The sequence below is a fragment of the Mesorhizobium sp. WSM4837 genome (genome assembly GCF_055811435.1).
Genome location: NZ_JBVVQE010000079.1, coordinates 1 through 18335, shown reverse-complemented (window position 1 = coordinate 18335; position 18335 = coordinate 1). Strand labels below are relative to the sequence as shown.

General features: G+C 62.3%; 19 protein-coding genes. 4 read left to right on the top strand and 15 right to left on the bottom strand.

The annotated features are described in order from the left end of the window. The first annotated feature begins 39 nt into the window (after positions 1-39). Positions 40-645: a DUF922 domain-containing protein gene (locus AC0L3D_RS30915; RefSeq protein ID WP_473646882.1), complete on the top strand. Its 606-nt coding sequence runs from the start codon at positions 40-42 to the stop codon at positions 643-645. Between the two features lies 1 nt (position 646). On the opposite strand, the gene AC0L3D_RS30910 is transcribed toward AC0L3D_RS30915, so the two are convergent. The 5 genes from AC0L3D_RS30910 to AC0L3D_RS30890 all read right to left on the bottom strand — a co-directional run bounded on the left by AC0L3D_RS30910 (position 647) and on the right by AC0L3D_RS30890 (position 4318). After that, entirely contained in the window at positions 647-1675 is a 1029-nt protein-coding gene (locus tag AC0L3D_RS30910) for an endonuclease/exonuclease/phosphatase family protein (protein ID WP_245277731.1), read from the bottom strand. 123 nt (positions 1676-1798) lie between these two features. Beyond that, on the bottom strand, positions 1799-3259 hold the full coding sequence (locus AC0L3D_RS30905) for an AMP nucleosidase (RefSeq protein WP_236371758.1): 1461 nt from the start codon (positions 3257-3259) through the stop codon (positions 1799-1801). Positions 3260-3388: 129 nt separating this feature from the next. Beyond that, positions 3389-3583 carry a hypothetical protein gene (locus AC0L3D_RS30900; RefSeq protein WP_128168071.1) on the bottom strand — a complete coding sequence of 65 codons (195 nt, stop codon included), beginning with the start codon at positions 3581-3583 and terminating at the stop codon, positions 3389-3391. A gap of 35 nt (positions 3584-3618) precedes the next feature. Beyond that, complete coding sequence (locus AC0L3D_RS30895) at positions 3619-3768, bottom strand: hypothetical protein (RefSeq protein ID WP_287258542.1); 150 nt, start codon at positions 3766-3768, stop codon at positions 3619-3621. A gap of 205 nt (positions 3769-3973) precedes the next feature. Next, complete coding sequence (locus tag AC0L3D_RS30890) at positions 3974-4318, bottom strand: DUF2147 domain-containing protein (protein ID WP_027152751.1); 345 nt, start codon at positions 4316-4318, stop codon at positions 3974-3976. 463 nt (positions 4319-4781) lie between these two features. Between AC0L3D_RS30890 and AC0L3D_RS30885 the strand changes: the two genes are divergently transcribed. Then, entirely contained in the window at positions 4782-5048 is a 267-nt protein-coding gene (locus tag AC0L3D_RS30885) for an SEL1-like repeat protein (protein WP_027152750.1), read from the top strand. A 463-nt stretch (positions 5049-5511) separates the two neighbouring features. After that, positions 5512-6630, top strand: coding sequence for an ABC transporter substrate-binding protein (locus AC0L3D_RS30880; RefSeq protein WP_128172686.1), 1119 nt, complete (start codon positions 5512-5514; stop codon positions 6628-6630). Between the two features lie 202 nt (positions 6631-6832). Here the strand turns inward: AC0L3D_RS30880 and AC0L3D_RS30875 are convergent, their stop codons facing one another. The 10 genes from AC0L3D_RS30875 to AC0L3D_RS30830 all read right to left on the bottom strand — a co-directional run bounded on the left by AC0L3D_RS30875 (position 6833) and on the right by AC0L3D_RS30830 (position 16298). Beyond that, a complete protein-coding gene (locus tag AC0L3D_RS30875) occupies positions 6833-8791 on the bottom strand; it encodes an acetyl/propionyl/methylcrotonyl-CoA carboxylase subunit alpha (protein WP_473646880.1) in 1959 nt (652 codons plus the stop codon). Between the two features lie 187 nt (positions 8792-8978). Then, entirely contained in the window at positions 8979-9392 is a 414-nt protein-coding gene (locus AC0L3D_RS30870; RefSeq protein WP_473646879.1) for a hypothetical protein, read from the bottom strand. A gap of 53 nt (positions 9393-9445) precedes the next feature. Continuing rightward, positions 9446-10006 carry an O-acetyl-ADP-ribose deacetylase gene (locus tag AC0L3D_RS30865; RefSeq protein WP_287341839.1) on the bottom strand — a complete coding sequence of 187 codons (561 nt, stop codon included), beginning with the start codon at positions 10004-10006 and terminating at the stop codon, positions 9446-9448. A 3-nt stretch (positions 10007-10009) separates the two neighbouring features. Beyond that, positions 10010-11617 carry a carboxyl transferase domain-containing protein gene (locus tag AC0L3D_RS30860; protein ID WP_473646877.1) on the bottom strand — a complete coding sequence of 536 codons (1608 nt, stop codon included), beginning with the start codon at positions 11615-11617 and terminating at the stop codon, positions 10010-10012. Between the two features lie 5 nt (positions 11618-11622). Beyond that, complete coding sequence (locus AC0L3D_RS30855; protein WP_128168076.1) at positions 11623-12006, bottom strand: type II toxin-antitoxin system VapC family toxin; 384 nt, start codon at positions 12004-12006, stop codon at positions 11623-11625. Beyond that, entirely contained in the window at positions 12003-12395 is a 393-nt protein-coding gene (locus AC0L3D_RS30850) for an AbrB/MazE/SpoVT family DNA-binding domain-containing protein (RefSeq protein WP_473646876.1), read from the bottom strand. Before AC0L3D_RS30850 ends, AC0L3D_RS30855 begins: the two co-directional genes overlap by 4 nt. A gap of 84 nt (positions 12396-12479) precedes the next feature. After that, positions 12480-13643, bottom strand: a complete 1164-nt coding sequence (locus AC0L3D_RS30845) for an isovaleryl-CoA dehydrogenase (protein WP_473616504.1) — start codon at positions 13641-13643, stop codon at positions 12480-12482. Between the two features lie 57 nt (positions 13644-13700). Next, positions 13701-14357: a TetR/AcrR family transcriptional regulator gene (locus AC0L3D_RS30840; protein WP_473646874.1), complete on the bottom strand. Its 657-nt coding sequence runs from the start codon at positions 14355-14357 to the stop codon at positions 13701-13703. A gap of 223 nt (positions 14358-14580) precedes the next feature. Continuing rightward, positions 14581-14952 carry an endonuclease domain-containing protein gene (locus AC0L3D_RS30835; protein WP_473630200.1) on the bottom strand — a complete coding sequence of 124 codons (372 nt, stop codon included), beginning with the start codon at positions 14950-14952 and terminating at the stop codon, positions 14581-14583. Between the two features lie 233 nt (positions 14953-15185). Beyond that, entirely contained in the window at positions 15186-16298 is a 1113-nt protein-coding gene (locus tag AC0L3D_RS30830; protein ID WP_473630199.1) for a pyridoxal phosphate-dependent aminotransferase, read from the bottom strand. Positions 16299-16439: 141 nt separating this feature from the next. On the opposite strand from AC0L3D_RS30830, the gene AC0L3D_RS30825 reads away from it, so the two are divergent. Then, on the top strand, positions 16440-18119 hold the full coding sequence (locus tag AC0L3D_RS30825; protein ID WP_287228856.1) for a tetratricopeptide repeat-containing sulfotransferase family protein: 1680 nt from the start codon (positions 16440-16442) through the stop codon (positions 18117-18119). The last annotated feature ends 216 nt before the right edge of the window (positions 18120-18335 follow it).

Here is an 18335-nt window from a genome sequence, read left to right as displayed (position 1 = left end):
GCGCCTGTGGTTCCATTCTTTCTGACCCGGGAGATGACCATGCGCCTGGCGGTTCTGACGTGCCTTGTGGCGATTGGCGGCTTGTGCGGCTTCGCACCGCCGGCATTGGCTGACACGAAGGTGCTGGTCAAGACCCGGACCTACGACATCACTGGAACCACGGGCGCCGCCCTGATCGAGGCCATGGACCGCAACGGTCCGAAGCGGCACGGCTTCATGACGCATGCCATCGCGCTGGCCGCCTATACCGTGGATTGGGACCTTGACGTCACAAGGGAGGGTGGTGTCTGCCGTCTGCGCCAAGCCAATGGCACGCTCGATCTCACCTACACCTTGCCGCGTTTGGCCTCAGCCGCGACGCCGGCGCTGCAGAAGCGCTGGAAGCGGTTTTTCGCGGGCGTTCGTGCTCACGAGCATAACCATGGCCGCATCGCCAGGACAATGATGCGGGCGACCGAGAAATCGATCACTGGACTGGAGTTCGCCGATAACTTGTTTTGCAGCAAGACGCACGGCGAGGCGAGGCGCCGGATTAAGGCCGTCTATGCCGAATACGAGGCGAAACAGAACGCCTTCGACGCGCGCGAGCATCGCGACGGCGGCCATGTCGAGCACCTCATCAGGGCGCTGTTGCGCAAGCAGTAGCTCAGCCTCGGGTCCTGCCGTTCTGTCTCACCGATGCCGTCGCGGTTTCTTGTTCGTCGACCGGCTTCTTCTGTTCCTGCCTGAGCGAGAACTCCACCATCAGCGGAAGATGGTCGGAGCCGGTGTTTTCTAGCCTCGACACCGAATGGATGAGAACCGCGCCCTTGCTGAAAACAAGGTCGATCGGCAGTCCGGCGAAGCGCAGGAATTCCGGCAGCTTGATAGGGAGCCAGGTCGGCCCCGGCGAAGGCGCCACGGTCAGCTTGCCAAGACCTGCGACGCGCCGGACGGCGGCGCTCCACGGCGCTGCATTGCAGTCGCATGCCATGATCGATGTCTCGCCAAGCGAGGCGAACTCCCCCGACAATCCGCCGATCTGCCGTGACTGGTTGCGCGGCCATGGCCAGGTGAGGTGCATGGCGGCGACGTCGACTTCGGTTCCGCCGAAATCGACCGTCGCGATGGCCATCGCGCCGCGGCCATAGCAGCGCGGTTGCGCGCCGGCGGCAAACGACCGTCTGGACAGCAGCGCAACGCCGAATACGCCATTGGGGTAGGGGCAGAAGATCCGGTAAGGGTAGGCGCTTGCAACATGGCCAAGTTTCGCCTTCCACATGTCGGACACCTCGTCGAGGGTGATCACATCAGGCTGGGTCCGGCCGATCAGCGACAGGACTTTTTCAGGCGTTGAATTGTTGAACCGCAGGTTCATCTGCAGCAGGCGGTAGACCGCCTGATCACCGGGGTAGACCGCCTGATCGCCGGCCTCGACTTCGTAGGCTGCCTGGACCGGCCACAGGCGGGGCACCGACAGGGCGTTCGACGTGGTGGCAAAGGCAGCCACCGCAAAGAGCAGCCCTGTGGCCGCCTGCAGGCGAAACGAGGTCGCCAGCAGCGGCAGCGCGCAAAGCGCCATCAGCACGGCAAGATGAACGCGGAAATGAGCGAAGGAATCGAAGGCCGGATGCAGCGTTCCGAAAAACCCGGCCACCAGCGCGACCGAGAAGACGAGCATTGCGACGAATGCCATCGAAGCCATCATGTCTCGAACGGGTGCCATCTACTTTGCTTATCGGCAGAAATGCAGCCAATCAAGATGGTGAAACGCCCTGCCGCGCTGTTACCATACTCCGATCGATGAAAGCCGCCGTTCCTACTGGAACGCCGTCTCCGAAAAGCTTCTGAGCTTGCGCGAATGCAACCGTTCCATCGGCATCTCGGCCAGCTTTTCCATCGCCCTGATGCCGATGGTCAAATGCTGTGCCACTTGCCGCTTGTAGAACTCGGTCGCCATGCCGGGCAGCTTCAATTCGCCATGCAGCGGTTTGTCGGAGACGCAAAGCAGCGTACCGTAGGGTACGCGGAATCGGAAGCCATTGGCGGCGATCGTCGCCGACTCCATGTCGAGCGCGATCGCCCGTGACTGCGACAGCCGCTGCACTGGCCCACGCTGGTCGCGCAACTCCCAGTTGCGGTTGTCGATGGTAGCTACCGTGCCGGTCCGCATGATACGCTTGAGGTCGTAGCCGGAAAGGCCGGTGACTTCGGCGACCGCCTCCTGCAGCGCCACCTGGATTTCGGCCAGCGGCGGGATCGGCACCCAGACCGGAAGATCGTCGTCCAGAACATGGTCTTCCCGCACATAGGCATGCGCCAGCACATAGTCGCCCAGCGCCTGGGTGTTGCGCAGGCCGGCGCAATGGCCGAGCATCACCCAGGCATGCGGCCTGAGCACCGCTATGTGGTCGGTGATCGTCTTGGCGTTGGAGGGGCCGACGCCGATATTGACCATGGTGATGCCGCCATGGTTCGGCTTCTTCAGATGATAGGCCGGCATCTGCGGCAGGCGCGGCGGCGCCACGCCATGGCTGGGCGCGCTTTGTCCAGCCTTGGTGACGACGTTTCCCGGCTCGACGAATTCGACGTATCCGCCGCCGCCTTTCGCCATCAGATCGTGCGCACGGGCGACGAATTCGTCGATGTAGAACTGGTAATTGGTGAACAGCACGAAATTCTGGAAATGCTGGGGACTGGTCGCCGTGTAGTGCGACATCCGGTGCAGCGAGTAGTCGATGCGTTGCGCCGTGAATGCCGCCAATGGCCTGGCTTCGCCTAACGCCACTTCGAACGTGCCGTTGGCGATCTGGTCGTCGGTGCCGTCGAGATCCGGCACGTCGAACAGGTCACGGATCGGCCGCCTGATGCGCTCGGCTGCCGCGCCGTCGACATGCGAGCCTTCCAGGAACGCGAAGTGCAGCGGGATGGGCGTCGTCGATTCCGAAACCGTGACCGGAACGCCGTGATTGCGCATGATCAGGCGAAGCTGCTCGATGAGATAGCGTTCGAAAAGGGCGGGCTGGGTTATGGTGGTCGAGAAATGCCCGGGCGTCGGCATATGGCCGTAAGCCTGCCGCGAGTCGATCTGGGTGAACGAAGTCGTGGTGACGCCGACCTCCGGATAAAACGCCCGGTAGCGCTTGTTGTTGTCGCCGCCTGCGGCGAGCGCCGTAAACGAATCGCGCAGGAATTTGGTGTTGCGGTCGTAGAGCGCCTGCAAGGCCGCGACGGCCTTTGCTGCATCATTGAAGATCTGCCGGCCAAACGGCTCCGGCATCACGACTGAGTCTATGGCTTGGGGATAGATTCGCTTTTCCATGACCCAATATAGAGGCTTGGCCATGCGGTTGGGAGGGGGCCGAAGGATCGTTTTTTATTTTGCATGGTTTCGATGAAGGCCGATTGCCTAGCCGCGCCGCAGGCTGATCAGCAGCACAAAGCCGACGCCGGTCTTCTTCAGCGCCGGCGCTTCGATTGTCGAGCCGGCATCGGCGCGCATCGTCGGCACGGCCAGAACCGGGGCCGCAAGAACCGTCAGGATGAGCGCCGCCCGTGGCAGGACCCGAAGGGTTTTCAGGACGTTGGCGACGATGCGGTTCATGGCTTTGCTTTTCTCCTCTCGAAGTCTTTGTCGGTTCAGGGGCGAAAATGGTTCACGCAACCGAACCGGCAGGAATTGGCCTGGTCCCAGTTGCGGGCCGAGCGCCCCTCGGCAACGAGGATGGCGAACGACATGCCGAACAGGCTCATCAGCAGGCAGACGATGGTGAAGCGGCGGGCGAACATGGCGTGGTGTCTCCTTCGACACGCATGAGAATGCCCTGATGCAACTGAACCGGTTCTGATGCCGGCGTTCATCTGCGGTTCAAATTTGGACTGTTAGGGCGCAGAAGGCGCAGCCTGCGCGATCGATCGGAGTTCGCAAACACAGAGGCGCGAACAAAAACGGGGCCTTTGCGGCCCCGCTTTCATTGTGGTGCAGTCGAAACGATCAGAGCTTGTGCCAGGTCTGGCTCCTGCAGATCAGCCCGCCGAGCACGCAGCCGCTCATCTTGAGCGAAGCGCCTGAGACCGAGGCCTTGCCCGAATAGGTCTTGTCGGTCTCAGGGTCGGTTATCGTCCCCGTATATTTGTTGGCGCCGGACACCTTGAACGAACCGATGCGCTTGCCGGCAAACTTGCCGGATTTGAGCGTGATGGAAAATGCGTCGCCACCGCCCGTGATGGCGGCGGTCGAACCGGCTTGCGTTTTCCAGTTGCCTTCGATCGGGTCGGCCCAAGCGGTGCCGGCCATGATCAATGTGGCCGCGAGGGCCATGCTGATTTTGCGAAACATGTTTCTCCTCCCTGTGGGCATCCGGACGAACGTTCCGCCCCGCCAGTCTGCCTCTTACGCAAACGTAAGCTAATCCACCTCCCGGCAAAACAAAAGCGGTGCCGCTGCGGAAGACTTCGGGATTTTTCCCGGCCGCCTGAAGCGGTCTGGTCGGCGAGAAATGAAACACCGGGCATGCTGGCTTTGTCTTCCGTGGTTAGCGGAGTCTTGATTTGCGCCTCGCAAATTTTCATCAATTTTAGTCCAAACCGGCGCAATTGCTGGCTTTGCATCGTTAATGAATTTCCACGTTTACCTATTGTTTTAGCTTTGTTTTCCTCAAATTAAGCACGCCGTTTAACGACGGATTCAAGCCTTCGGTTCATTCTCGAAAGCATCGAAAGAGCGGCCGCCCCAAGGGTTTCCAAGGGACAGAACGAGGCAGCTCTCGGGAGCCTGACAGGGGCTAGAACAGGGGATTGAAATGGCACGTTTTGAAATGCCTGAAGCCGGCTTCGGCGCCATGGGGGCAACTGCCCAGGCCGACATTCTTTTCGAACTGGGCATGATGTATGCGACCGGCCGCGATTGCGAGACCGATGTCGTCGCCGCCCACAAATGGTTCAACATCGCTGCGATCAAGGGCTCGGTGCGCGCCGCGGAACTGCGCTCGGAATTGTCGGCCGCCATGTCGAAAGTCGAGATCGCCAGGGCGCTGCGCGAAGCCCGCGAATGGATGACGATGCACTAAGTCTCACCTGAGCTCATCAGGTCCGGAGCTCATCAGACACTGAGATCACCGACAGGGACGCTTCAAGGCCGCGCGAAGACGGCCGGACCGGCAAGAACAAGGCCGCGCAAGACAGCCGGACCAACAATGACAAGAACGCCGCAGGCCGGATACAGCCAAGCTGCGCGACGGACAGGGAAGGCGAGCGGTTTCGGGGCGCGTGAGAGCGTTCGGGATTGTTCGATCGACAAAAGCCGCGACCGGCCGGAACAAGGCAGGCGCGGCTTTTCGCGTTTTCGGGACCATGATCCCAAAAAGTGGAAACCGGTTTTTGGAAAAGATCATGGTCAAACAGAAAGCCGGCAGGCCCAATCGAGTGCCGCCGATGCGCCAAGACAGGCTTGGCGAACGGTGAAATTCTCCCACCTAATCTGGAAGAGGCGCGGTCGGAGCGGCCGCGCGCGAGTGGAGGAGTTGTATCGCCATGAAAAAGTTGGGTATTTTGAGCGCGGCCATTGTCGGCCTGGTGATGAGCGCGCCGGCCTTCGCCGAAGACATCACCTTTTCGGTGGTCGGACCGATGACCGGACAGCTTGCCACCATCGGCGACCAGTTCAAGCAGGGCGCGCAAGCCGCCGCCGACGCGATCAACGCCGCCGGCGGCGTCGACGGCCGCCAGATCAAGCTCGACGTCCAGGATGACCAGTGCGATCCGAAGCAGGCGGTTTCGGTCGCAAACCGCATCGTCGCCAACGGCGTCAAGTTCATCGATGGCCATGCCTGCTCGGGCTCGAGCATCCCGGCCTCGGCCGTCTATGCCGAAGCCGGTGCGATGATGATGAGTCCGGCTTCGTCGAACCCGGAGCTGACGGACGCGGCGGCGAAATCCGGCTGGCCGACGATCATGCGCCTTTATACGCGCGATGATGCGCAGGGCGCCTTCATCGGTCCATGGATCGCCAAGAAATACGCCGGCAAGAAGGTCGTCATCATGCATGACAAGAGCGCCTATGGGCAGGGCGTGGCCGATGCCGTCAAGGCGACGATGAACCAGAACGGCCTCAACGAGATCCTCTATGAGGGCATCAACGCCGGCGAAAAGGACTATTCGGCGCTTGTCACCAAGCTCAAGGAACTGAAGGCTGATGTGGTCTATTTCGGCGGCTACCACCCAGAGGCCGGCCTCATCCTGCGCCAGTCGGCGGAACAGGACTTCAAGTTCCAGCTGATCATGCCGGACTCGATTGCCACGCCGGAATTCTGGCAGGTTGCCGGCCCGGCCGGCGAAGGCACCATGTTCGTCTTCCCGTCGGATCCGCAGGCGAAGCCCGAAGCCAAGCAGGCCATCGAAAAGATCAAGGCGGGCGGCTTCGTGCCCGAGGGCTTTACGCTGTTCTCCTATGCCGTGATCCAGGCCTTTGCCGAGGGCATCAAGCGCGCCGGCAGCGACGACCCGGCCAAGGTTGCCGAAGCGCTGAAGAATGGCCAGCCGATCAGCACCGTCGTCGGCCCTGTCACTTTCGATGAAAAGGGCGACCTCAAGAACGTCAGCTACGACATCAACCAGTGGCACGACGGCAAATACGCGCCGATCCAGCCTTGATCGCCATTGCATGTCGCGCAAAAGTGCGCAGCGGTTTTGCGGAAACGACATGCACAAAAACAAGAACTAAAGCGCGTCGCGTGCGACGCGCTTTAGCGCCTGGCGACAATCGGAGATGGCCGGGGCAGATCCGGCCATTTTCATTTGGTCATGCGTTTGCGGCGCGCGTCTTCCGTCGTCGCCTCTCGTTGGATGAACAGCGTCAGCCGTGGGCTTCCTCGGCAAAACGCACCAGCACCGTCCCATCGGTGACCTGTGCGCCCTCTGTTGCGATCTCGGCGATCGTCCCGTCATGCGTGGCGGAAATCGTGTGCTCCATCTTCATCGCTTCGAGGATCAACAGCGGCTGGCCCTTGATGACGGTTTCGCCTTTTGCCGCGCGCACCAGCTTGACCAGTCCCGGCATCGGCGCGCGCAGGCTGTCGGCACCGGCGGCGATTTCGTCGGCCCTTGCCAACGGGTCCGGCACCGCGAAGCTGTGGCCGACGGCGCCTGAAAAGACAGTGACATGGCCTGGCCAGCGGGCGAGGCGAGGGGCGGCGCGAAGATCAAGCGCGCTGTCATAAGGTGCGTCCAGTGCCACCTGGAAGCGCCCGTCCGGCCGCATCGATACAAGCGCCAGGATATCGTCCTCGCCGTAGCGAAGCCGCGTGCGCCGCGCCATCGCGTGGAAATGCGCATAGCCGGCAAGCGACGACCACGGGTCGCGGGTCGGCGCCTGAGCCCCGGCGCCGGACGCTGCAAGTGCGGCCGCGGCGACGATCTCGCTGCTCGGCGGCGGCACTGCGGTCAGCGCTTGCTGGTGCCTGCCGATCAGCCCGGTGTCGACGTCACCTGCCGAAAAATCCGCGTCAGCGGCGAGAGCCGCGAGAAAGGCGGTGTTGACGGTCGAGCCGGCGATCTCGGTTTGCGAAAGGGAAATGCCCAGTGCTTCGAGCGCCGCCTGCCTGTTCTTGCCATGGACGACGAGCTTGGCGATCATCGGGTCGTAGAACGGCGAGATGGCATCGCCGGTCCGCACGCCGGTCTCGATCCGCATGCTGGCGCCCTCGGGCGCTGTATCCGGAAATTTCAGGTGATGCAGCGTGCCCGTCGCCGGCAAAAAACCCTTTGCCGCGTCTTCGGCATAGATTCGCGCCTCGAAGGCATGTCCGGAGAGCGCAATCTCGCTCTGCGTCTTCGGCAGCTTTTCGCCGGACGCCACCCGCAACTGCCATTCGACCAGATCGGTGCCGGTGACCATTTCGGTGACGGGATGCTCGACCTGCAGGCGAGTGTTCATTTCCATGAACCAGAAGCGGTCGGCCTTCAGCCCTTGCGAGGCGTCGACGATGAACTCGATCGTGCCGGCGCCGGAATAGTCGATCGCCTTGGCGGCCTTCACCGCCGCCTCCGTCATTGCCTTGCGCAATGCCGGCGTCATCCCGGGGGCGGGGGCTTCCTCGATCACCTTCTGATGGCGCCGCTGCGCCGAGCAGTCGCGCTCGTAGAGATGCACGACATTGCCGAAGATGTCGCCGAAAACCTGAACCTCGATGTGGCGCGGCTTGTCGACATATTTCTCGACCAGCACGCGGTCGTCGCCGAACGCGGCCTTGGCCTCGCGCCGCGCACCCGACAGCGCCTCGGAAAAGTCGTCGGGATGTTCGACGCGCCGCATGCCCTTGCCGCCGCCGCCGGCGCGCGCCTTGATCAGCACGGGATAGCCGATCTCGCGTGCCTTGGAGGCGAGCAGCACGATCTCCTGCGCCTCGCCGTGATAGCCCGGCACAACCGGCACGCCGGCCTTCTCCATCAGCCGCTTGGCCGCGTCCTTCAGCCCCATGGCGCGGATCGAGGCGGCCGACGGGCCGATGAAGACGAGCCCGGCCGCTGTCACCTGATCGACGAAATCAGGGTTTTCCGACAGAAAACCGTAGCCGGGATGGATGGCTTCGGCGCCGGTGGCCAAAGCCGCCGCGACGATCTTGTCGCCGCGCAGATAACTTTCGCCGACCGGCGAGGGTCCGATATGCACCGCTTCGTCGGCCATCTCGACATGCAAGGCGCCGGCGTCGGCGTCGGAATGGACGGCGACCGTGCGCACGCCCATCCTGCGCGCGGTGCGGATCACCCGGCAAGCGATCTCGCCGCGGTTGGCGATCAGGATTTTGGCGAACATGGGACCTCCAAAGCCAGAGCTTGCCGCCAACGGCGCGAATGCTCCTTCACGCGGGCTGTGGCAACACCCTGCTTTGCAGTCCGGCCATTGTCAAAGGATCGGTAAGCCAGGCCCGCTTACGTCTGAAAACGTTGCAGTGTCATCTTCGCCCCATCCCGCTGGTATTTGCGCCCGTTGCTGCAGCAACCTACTTGGAGGCGGCGATGGCGCAGCCGCCTGCCGCCGTCTTGAGTTTCCACCTCGTCAAGCCGGCCTGACAATTGCGCAACGCTCTCTCTTCCGCGGCCTGTTGCGAGGGGGCGTTGAGCGTGGAACCACAGATGATGTAGAGGTCGCTGACGCGCGAATAGAACGTCGTCGCATAGGCCGAATGGCCGCTGGCCGCGACATAGGATTTGTAGGCTTTCGGGCAATCTCCGGTCGAACCTGCCGGAAAATTGACGGCGAAACGACGGTCGCCTTTGTTTCCCGCCAGCGATTCCGCCGCTCCAATGCCGGGCGCTGCTAATATAAGCAATCCCGCAAGTACAGATACAGTTGTTTTCTGAAAAAGCTGCTGTCTCATCTTCGCCCAATCCCCATTGGTATTTGCAATGAGCAATAGCCGCGATTCTTTCGTCTGGCCAGATCGGGGAATGAAAATAAGTCTGAAAACTATGAATGGATTTTCTTACCTGAGCCGGTCGCGCTCCCGCCATTGCGCAGCAACGCCTGTTGGTATAGGTCCGCCGTCTGTTGGTCGAAGCAGCAGAAGATGACGGTTTCAGGAACCGCATTGTGGCTGACAAAGGCGCTCACCGTGCCAACGGCGATCTGCGTCGCCTGGTCCTTTGGATACCGGTATACACCGGTCGAGATCGCCGGAAATGCCACCGTCCTGCAATCCTTGCCGGCGGCGAGTTCGAGCGACCGGCGGTAGCAGGAGGCCAACAACTCGGCTTCGCCCTTGCCGCCGCCTTGCCAGACCGGCCCGACCGTGTGGATGACATAGCGTGCCGGCAGCCTGTAGCCCTTGGTGAGTTTTGCGTCGCCGACCTTGCAGCCATTGAGGGATTGGCATTCGGCCAGAAGTTCGGGGCCGGCCGCACGGTGGATGGCGCCGTCGACGCCCCCGCCACCCAGAAGTGAGGTGTTGGCGGCGTTGACGATGGCGTCGACCGCCAACCTGGTGATGTCGCCGACATGAACGCGAATCCTTGCCTCGATCTCGCTCATCGGTCACATCCTGAACACGCCGAAGCTTGTCTCCTCGATCCCGGCGTTCAGCGCTGCGGACAGGCTGAGCGCCAGCACCTCGCGCGTCTTGGCCGGATCGATGATGCCGTCGTCCCAGAGCCGGGCGGAGGAATACAGCGGGTGGCCTTCATGCTCGTATTTCATCAGGATCGGCTTCTTGAATTTTGCCTCCTCCTCCGCGCTCCATTCCCCGCCCTTGCGTTCGATCCCCTCGCGCTTGACCACGGCCAGCACGGTGGCCGCCTGCTCGCCGCCCATCACCGAAATGCGGGCATTCGGCCACATCCACAGGAAGCGTGGCGAATAGGCGCGTCCGCACATGCCGTAATTGCCGGCGCCGAACGAGCCGCCGATGATCATGGTGACCTTCGGCACGCGGGCCGTGGCGACCGCCATCACCAGCTTGGCGCCGTCCTTGGCGATGCCGCCGGCCTCGTATTTTCGCCCGACCATGAAGCCGGTGATGTTCTGCAGGAAGATCAGCGGAATCTTGCGCTGGCAGCACAACTCGATGAAATGCGCGCCCTTCAGCGCACTTTCGGAAAACAGCACGCCGTTGTTGGCGATGATGCCGACCGGCATGCCGTTGAGATGGGCAAAGCCGGTGACCAGCGTGGTGCCATAATTCTGCTTGAACTCGTCGAATTCGGAGCCGTCGACGATGCGGGCGATCACTTCACGCACGTCATAGGGCTGGCGCAGATCGGTCGGCACGATGCCGTAGAGTTCTTCGGCTGCATGAAGCGGCGCAATCGGATCGCGTAGCGCCAGCCCGATCTGCTTCTTTCGATTGAGGTTCTTGACGATGCGGCGCGCGATCGCCAGCGCATGCTCGTCGTCCAGCGCAAAATGATCGGCCACGCCGGAAAGCCGCGTGTGGACCTCGGCGCCGCCTAATTCCTCCGCGCTGACGTCCTCGCCGGTAGCGGCCTTCACCAGCGGCGGACCGCCGAGGAAGATGGTCGCCTGGTTGCGCACCATGATCGTCTCGTCCGACATCGCCGGCACATAGGCGCCGCCCGCCGTGCACGAACCCATGACGCAGGCGATCTGCGGAATGCCTGAAGCCGACATGTTGGCCTGGTTGTAGAAGATGCGGCCGAAATGGTCGCGGTCGGGAAACACCTCGTCCTGGTTGGGCAGGTTGGCGCCACCGCTGTCGACCAGATAGACGCAAGGCAATCTGTTCTGCAGCGCGATCTCCTGCGCGCGCAGATGCTTCTTCACCGTCATTGGATAATAGGTGCCGCCCTTCACCGTGGCGTCGTTGACGACGACCATCACTTCGGTGCCTTCGACGCGGCCGATGCCGGTAATGATGCCGGCCGATGCGATGTCCTCACCATACATCGACCACGCGGCGAACTGGCCGATCTCGAGGAATGGCGAGCCGGTGTCGAGCAATTGGGCGAGGCGCTCGCGCGGCAAAAGCTTGCCGCGGCGATGGTGGCGCTCACGCGCTTCCTCCGAGCCGCCACGCTCGACGGTTGCCGCCTTTTGCGCAATGTCGGCGACCAGCGCCCGCATGCGCTCGGCATTGGCGCGGAAGGTGTCGGAGGCTGGCGAGATCTGCGAGGTGAGGGGGGCCATTGGCGTTACCGGATCAGTTCGATCTTGCAGCCGATATCCAGGTCGCCCCAGCCGCGGTCGGCGGTGACGGCTATGGCGTTCTCGCGAATTGCCAGGGCCAGGCAGGCCCGATCGCCCAGCGACAAGCCGCGATGCCGCGTCAGCTCGCGAAGCTGACCGGCGGCGATGCCCATCATCTCGTCGAAAGCAGCGACCGGCATGCCGAGACTGGCGAGGTCGTCAGCGGCCTCTTCCATGCTGCGTCCCTTGTCGATCAGCTTGGCGATAATTTCGGCCGCATTGACGGAGCTGAATTGCGCATCCGGCGCGAAACCCAAGGCAACATCGGTGCCTTTCTCGTCAAGCAGGATCGCAAGCGCCGCCGAGCTGTCCATCACGTAAGCTTTCACTTCGCTCCCTTCCTCGCCGTTCCTTCGGCATGAAGCCGGTCCAAACGTCTATCGCTTCGACGCTGTTCTTCGCGCCGCTCCTTCAGAAATTCGTCGACGACACTTTCGCCGGGCTTTTTCAACGCTGACAATTCGGCCTGGACGCGCCGCAGATTCCGAAGCCACGACCTTACCCGCAACTCGCCGTTCTCGACGTGAAGGATCAAGTCTTCACCAGGCTTCACGCCCATTTCCTCGCGCATCGCAGCCGGGATAACGAAGCGTCCGCCCTCGCCAAGTCTTACGCGCTCGCGTTTCGCTGGCAACCGGAGCGGAGTTGTTGGAGCACCTGCCTCGAATTGTGTCGGCGGATTCTCGTCAACCCCCGCCTTTTCGGTTCCGTTCGCCATGTTCTGCCTCGGTCCGGAAATATGACATGTCAGGAGAAATATGGGGCAAATTGTCCAGCATGGCAAATTCAGGAGATAGCGCCATCAGACTCTTTCCGCCATGATTTCCCGCCCGATCAGCCAGCGGCGGATCTCGCTGGTGCCGGCGCCGATCTCGTAGAGCTTGGCGTCGCGCAAGAGCCGGCCGGTCGGATAGTCGTTGATGTAGCCATTGCCGCCCAGCAGCTGGATGGCGTCGAGCGCCATCTGCGTCGCCTTCTCGGCAGCGAACAGCACGCAAGCGGCGGCGTCCTTGCGGCTCGTCTGGCCGCGGTCGCAGGCAGCGGCGACGGCATAGACATAGGCGCGCGCGGCGTTCATCGTCGTATACATGTCGGCGAGCTTGCCCTGCACCAGCTGGAACTCGCCGATCGGCTGACCGAACTGCTTGCGTTCGTGCACATAGGGGACCGCCACATCGAGGCACGCCGCCATCAGCCCGAGCGGGCCGCCGGCGAGCACCGTGCGCTCGTAGTCGAGACCCGACATCAGCACCTCGACGCCGCGCCCTTCCTCATGCAGCACGTTGTCGAACGGCACTTCGACATCCGAAAAAACCAGCTCGCCGGTGTTGGAGCCGCGCATGCCGAGCTTGTCGAGCTTTTGCGCGACGGAAAATCCGACGAAATCCTTTTCGACGATGAAGGCGGTGATGCCGCGCGACTGGAGTTCTGGATCGGTCTTGGCGTAGACGACCAGCGTCTCGGCGTCCGGGCCGTTGGTGATCCACATCTTGGTGCCGTTCAGCACATAGCAATCATTGCGCTTTTCCGCGCGCAGTTTGAGCGACACGACGTCGGAGCCGGCGCCGGATTCCGACATTGCCAACGCGCCGACCTTTTCGCCGCTGCACAGCGCAGGCAGATATTTTTCCTTCTGCGCCGGCGTTGCCCAGCGATTGATCTGGTTGACGCAGAGGTTGGAATGGGCGCCGTAGGAAAGGCCGACCGAGGCCGAGGCGCGCGAAATCTCCTCCATCGCCACGACATGGGCGAGATATCCCATGCCGGTGCCGCCGAATTCCGGATCGGCGGTGATGCCGAGCAGGCCGAGCCCACCGAGCTCGGCCCACAGATGCGACGGAAATTCATTTGAGCGGTCGATCTCGGCGGCGATCGGGGCGATCTTGTCCTGGGCGAAGCGCCGCACCAGGTCGCGCAGCGCCTCGATGTCTTCGTCAAGCCCGAAGTTGAGTGTGTGCGTGTACATGCCGTTCCTCCCGGCGCACGGCCCGAAATCGAATTCAATTTCGGGAAGGGCGCAAAATCAAAGTGCTACAGCGTCCTTTGCGCGCCGGCTGTGGCGCTGCAGGCGCGTTGTCGCGCCATGGGCCTTTGCTCCAACCAGGCGCATCGTCATTGAAAGATATGTGGCGGTCACCTCCGAGATCGATAGCCGCTCGCCCGGCCGGAACCAGACGATGACGCCGGTCATCATCTGGATCAGCGCCATGGCTGTCAGCCCTGTGTCTTCGACGCTGAAGACGCCGGCTTTCGCGCCGTCGCGCAAAATGACGCGCAGCTCCTTCTCATAGGCGGTGCGCATACGCAGGATCTGCGTCAGGCGGTCATGCGACAGGCTGCGCAATTCCATATTCGAGACATGGGTGGAATGGCGGCGTTCGATGTGGAAGGCGATGTGGTTTTCGACATAGGCGGCGAGCCGGGTCGCCGGATCGGCCGCGGCCGGGCGGGCCGCGTCCCACGCCTCGATCAGCCCTTGCATGTGCTCGCGCATCAGCGTGAACAACAGGTCTTGCTTGGTCGGAAAATAACGGTAGAGCGCCGCCGCCTGGACGCCGACCTCGGCGGCCAGCTGGCGCATCGACATTGCCTCATAGCCGAGACGCGCGATCAGGCTGACCGCCGCCTCGCGGAGCGCTGCTTCGGTCTTTTCGCCGTCGGAACCGGTCGTGCGCGCCATGCAAGCCTCGTTGAGAGGGTAAGAATAAAACGAACGTTCAATTAATTCAAGGAGCGACGACGCTTATCCTTCTCCCCTTGTGGGAGAAGGTGGATCGGCGCGCAGCGCCGAGACGGTTGAGGGGTGTTGGACGGAGCGCCGTCAGTGCCAAGCTGGAGCACCCCTCATCCGACCTCGCTTCGCGAGGCCACCTTCTCCCACAAGGGGAGAAGGGAAGGCGCTTTTACCGCCACGGCTGCAAACTCTGGTCGCCGACGTAAGCGATGATGGTGTCGCAGACGGCGTTCAAATCGCGCAGCACGTCGTCGTTCCAAAAGCGCAACACACGAAAGCCGCTCGCCTTCAATTCGGCGTCTCGCTCCCGATCATAGTTTGAATCCGCATGCTGGCTGCCGTCGATTTCGACGATCAGCCTGGCCTCGGCGCAAACGAAATCGGCAATGAATCTGCCGATAGGAACCTGACGCCGGAATTTGATGCGGTCGAGCCTGCGTCCGCGCAGCTCGTGCCACAGGCGGTCCTCCGCCTCTGTTGGCTCGCGCCGCATCGAGCGGGCGAAGCGACGTTTGGTTGGAGCGACGGGCTGATGCGGCATCGGGCGAGATTACCCGGCCTTGGCGCTCCGTCCAGCACCATCGTCACGCAAATCGCCGACCTTCGCGATTGACTCCCCCTTCTCCCCTTGTGGGAGAAGGTGGCCTCGCGAAGCGAGGTCGGATGAGGGGTGTTCCAGCTTGGCACCGTCGGCACTCCGTCCAACACCCCTCATCCGTCTCGGCGCTACACGCCGATCCACCTTCTCCCACAAGGGAGAAGGAAGAGCGCCTCTCAGCTTCCCCGTGCCGCCGCCATCGCACCCGGCAATTCCTCGGCAAAAATGTCGAGCTCGTGGTCGAAGCCGACGCTGACCCTGATGCAGCGGTCGAGCACCGGCACCATCGGCTTGCGGATGAACACATCGCGCGACAAAAGCGCCTGCAGCACCTTCAGCGCGAAGGCGCCGTCGCCGCCGCAGTCCAGGGTGACGAAATTGGTCGCCGAGGGCAGCGGCTTCAGCCCATTGGCCTCGGCGATCCCGGCGATGTGCCGGCGGCCGGAAGCGACCCGCGCCACCACGCTTTGCAGATAGTCCTGATCGGCCAGCGCCTCGACGCCGGCGATCTGCGCCATGCGGCTGACGCCGTAATGGTTGCGGATCTTCTCGAAATCGCGGATCACCTGGGCGTCGGCCACCGCATAGCCGCAGCGTATGCCGGCCAGCCCGTAGGCTTTCGAGAAGGTGCGCATGCGGATGACGTTCGGCCGTGACACGTCGATCGGCGGCAGCGCCGAGGCAGGGCCCAATTCGCCATAGGCCTCGTCGAGCACCAGCATGGTGGTCTCCGGCAGGGCTTCGATGAAGCGGATGAGCTCCGCCGCCTCCCACCAGCTGCCCATCGGATTGTCCGGGTTGGACAGGTAGAGCAGCGGCGCTTTGTCCCTGGTGACCGCAGCCAACAGGCCGTCGAGGCTTTCCCGGTCGTTCTCGTAGGGGACCGCGACCAGCCGGCCGCCGACGCCGGCAATATGGAAATTGAAGGTCGGATAGGCGCCGAGCGAGGTGACCACCGCGTCGCCCGGCGCCACATACATGCGCGCCACCAGGCTGAGCAACCCGTCTATGCCTTCGCCGACCACCACGTTTTCGACGCCAACGCCAAGATGCGCGGCAACAGCCAGCTTCAAATCGTGATTGTCTGGATCACAATACATCCACATGTCGCGGGCGATGCCGGCCATGCGGGCGATGACGCGCGGCGAGGGGCCAAAACTGCTCTCATTGGCGCCGATGCGGGCGCGAAAGGCGCGGCCGCGATCCCGCTCCTGCGCCTCCGGGCCGACAAACGGCACCGTCGAAGGAAGCGCGCTGACGATCGGCGTGAGGGGAGGGCGCTGGCGCATGGCAAAAGCTCGCTCGAAAAGTGCCTTCTTGCTAGCGCGGCACAGGTGGCCGCGCAAGCTCCCGCCTTGGCTGCAGCCAGCATGCTGGATTCCCCCCGCACTTTTTGCTAGCGAGATATTTCTTTTTGCTAGCGAGATATCATGAACAATCGACTCCCGCCTGCCTGGTCAAAGCACATCAAGCCCGGACCCGCGCCAAAAGTGAAGGGGCCGATAGTGAAGCCTTTGGTGAGCCCGCAGAAAGCAAGCGCCCAATCGCGTGCGCAGGCCGACGACGCATTGCTGAAACAGGCATATGCCTTTCAGCAGGCCAAGCGGCTCGACGAGGCTCAGGACCTATGCCTTCGGGTTCTGGAGCGCACGCCAAACCATCCGCTCGCCTTATACATCCTGGGGACCATATACCTGGGTTACGACGATGAGCGGGCCTTGCGATATTTCGCACGGGCGGTCGGCGAGGAACCTAAAAACCCCTACTACCACCTCAGCCTGGGCGAGGCCTATGTGAAGGTCAGCGAGTATGCGCCAGCAATCAAGCATATGCAGTACGCCCTGGAACTGCAGCCCGGCCTTATCGAAGCACTTTGTGCATTGGGGCGCACTTACACGGCGTTCGACAAGCCCGACATGGCTCTGCCGCTTTACGAGAAGGCGCTGAAAATCAACCGCGATCATCCCAAGGTGCGAGCCGGGCTGGCCAGCGCGCTCAGCGGCCTGGGCCGTATGGATGAAGCCGCCGCCTATCTGAAGCAAGCAATCGCACGTCGTATTGGCGTGCCGGCTGCCTACAACGACCTTGTACAGACGCGAAACTTCACCGAGGAGCCCGAGGAGCTCCAATCCATCCTTCGTGAGCTCGGCAATCCGAAACTTGGTTCGGAAGGCGCGCAGCAACTCCATCACGCCGCCGGCAAGGTGCTGAACGACCTCAAGCGCTATGACGAGGCATTCGACCATTTCAACAAGGCGAAACAGGCCTCCGGCCAAAGGTTCGATATCGATCTGTATCGTCGGTGGGTCGATTCGATGATTGAAACCGTCACGCCGGACTTTTTGGCTGCCAGGGCCGGCTATGGAAATCCTTCCGAAGCGCCTGTGTTCGTGGTTGGCATGCCCCGCTCGGGGACGACGCTCACCGAGCAGATCTGCGCCAGCCATCCCGACGTTCATGGCGCAGGGGAGCTTAGCAAACTGAGTCGGGTTGCTAACGCGATCGGCCTCAAGACATCATCGGCTGGTGATTTGAACCAGCCGATCACCTCGATCACGGAAGACCTGTCCAGAACCTTGGCCGAAGAGCATCTGTCCTATTTGCGGGAGAGGGCGCCTGCCGCACTTCGCGTCGTGGACAAGACGCCGCACAATTTTGAACTGATCGGCCTTATCGGCCTTCTCTTCCCCAACGCACGCATCATTCATTGCCGCCGTGATGCCATCGACAACTGCGTCTCCTGCTTCGTCCTCAACTTCAGCGAGGCACACAGCTACAACACCGACCTGAATACACTAGGCCTGTACTATCGCGAGTATGACCGCCTGATGCGGCACTGGAACGAGGTCTTTCCAGGCCTTATCTTCGAAAATCGCTATGAAACGCTGGTTGAGGACCAGGAAGCCCAGTCGCGCCGCCTGATAGATTATCTCGGGCTGCCTTGGGATGACGCCTGCCTGCGCTTTTTCGACAGGGATGGTTCGGTCAACACGCCCAGCCGCTGGCAGGTTCGCCAACCGATCTACAAATCGTCGGTCAAGCGCTGGAAGAATTATGAAAACGAAATTCAGCCACTGATACAGTCGCTGGGCGATCTTGCTGAGATTTGACTTGGGGATGGCGGCCCGCATTGCGCGGGTCGCGAACTGCCAACCGACCTGTCCTGTTCCTTCGTTCCTGCGTTGCAGAAATATTTTGAGACGCTGGAGGGGCAGCGCCCCTGCCGGACAAGGCTCTTCCTTCTCCCCCTGTGGGAGAAGGTGGCCGAGCGAAGCTCGGTCGGATGAGGGGTGCTCCAGCTTGGCATCGGCCGCACTCCGTCCAAC

What these genes read in the sequence shown, in the direction of transcription:
- AC0L3D_RS30915 (WP_473646882.1), top strand. Translation starts at nt 40, where the DNA reads ATGCGCCTGGCGGTTCTGACGTGCCTTGTGGCGATTGGCGGCTTGTGC.
- AC0L3D_RS30910 (WP_245277731.1), bottom strand. Translation starts at nt 1,675, where the DNA reads ATGGCATTCGTCGCAATGCTCGTCTTCTCGGTCGCGCTGGTGGCCGGG.
- AC0L3D_RS30905 (WP_236371758.1), bottom strand. Translation starts at nt 3,259, where the DNA reads ATGCCGGAGCCGTTTGGCCGGCAGATCTTCAATGATGCAGCAAAGGCC.
- AC0L3D_RS30900 (WP_128168071.1), bottom strand. Translation starts at nt 3,583, where the DNA reads ATGAACCGCATCGTCGCCAACGTCCTGAAAACCCTTCGGGTCCTGCCA.
- AC0L3D_RS30895 (WP_287258542.1), bottom strand. Translation starts at nt 3,768, where the DNA reads ATGTTCGCCCGCCGCTTCACCATCGTCTGCCTGCTGATGAGCCTGTTC.
- AC0L3D_RS30890 (WP_027152751.1), bottom strand. Translation starts at nt 4,318, where the DNA reads ATGTTTCGCAAAATCAGCATGGCCCTCGCGGCCACATTGATCATGGCC.
- AC0L3D_RS30885 (WP_027152750.1), top strand. Translation starts at nt 4,782, where the DNA reads ATGGCACGTTTTGAAATGCCTGAAGCCGGCTTCGGCGCCATGGGGGCA.
- AC0L3D_RS30880 (WP_128172686.1), top strand. Translation starts at nt 5,512, where the DNA reads ATGAAAAAGTTGGGTATTTTGAGCGCGGCCATTGTCGGCCTGGTGATG.
- AC0L3D_RS30875 (WP_473646880.1), bottom strand. Translation starts at nt 8,791, where the DNA reads ATGTTCGCCAAAATCCTGATCGCCAACCGCGGCGAGATCGCTTGCCGG.
- AC0L3D_RS30865 (WP_287341839.1), bottom strand. Translation starts at nt 10,006, where the DNA reads ATGAGCGAGATCGAGGCAAGGATTCGCGTTCATGTCGGCGACATCACC.
- AC0L3D_RS30860 (WP_473646877.1), bottom strand. Translation starts at nt 11,617, where the DNA reads ATGGCCCCCCTCACCTCGCAGATCTCGCCAGCCTCCGACACCTTCCGC.
- AC0L3D_RS30850 (WP_473646876.1), bottom strand. Translation starts at nt 12,395, where the DNA reads ATGGCGAACGGAACCGAAAAGGCGGGGGTTGACGAGAATCCGCCGACA.
- AC0L3D_RS30845 (WP_473616504.1), bottom strand. Translation starts at nt 13,643, where the DNA reads ATGTACACGCACACACTCAACTTCGGGCTTGACGAAGACATCGAGGCG.
- AC0L3D_RS30840 (WP_473646874.1), bottom strand. Translation starts at nt 14,357, where the DNA reads ATGGCGCGCACGACCGGTTCCGACGGCGAAAAGACCGAAGCAGCGCTC.
- AC0L3D_RS30835 (WP_473630200.1), bottom strand. Translation starts at nt 14,952, where the DNA reads ATGCCGCATCAGCCCGTCGCTCCAACCAAACGTCGCTTCGCCCGCTCG.
- AC0L3D_RS30830 (WP_473630199.1), bottom strand. Translation starts at nt 16,298, where the DNA reads ATGCGCCAGCGCCCTCCCCTCACGCCGATCGTCAGCGCGCTTCCTTCG.
- AC0L3D_RS30825 (WP_287228856.1), top strand. Translation starts at nt 16,440, where the DNA reads ATGAACAATCGACTCCCGCCTGCCTGGTCAAAGCACATCAAGCCCGGA.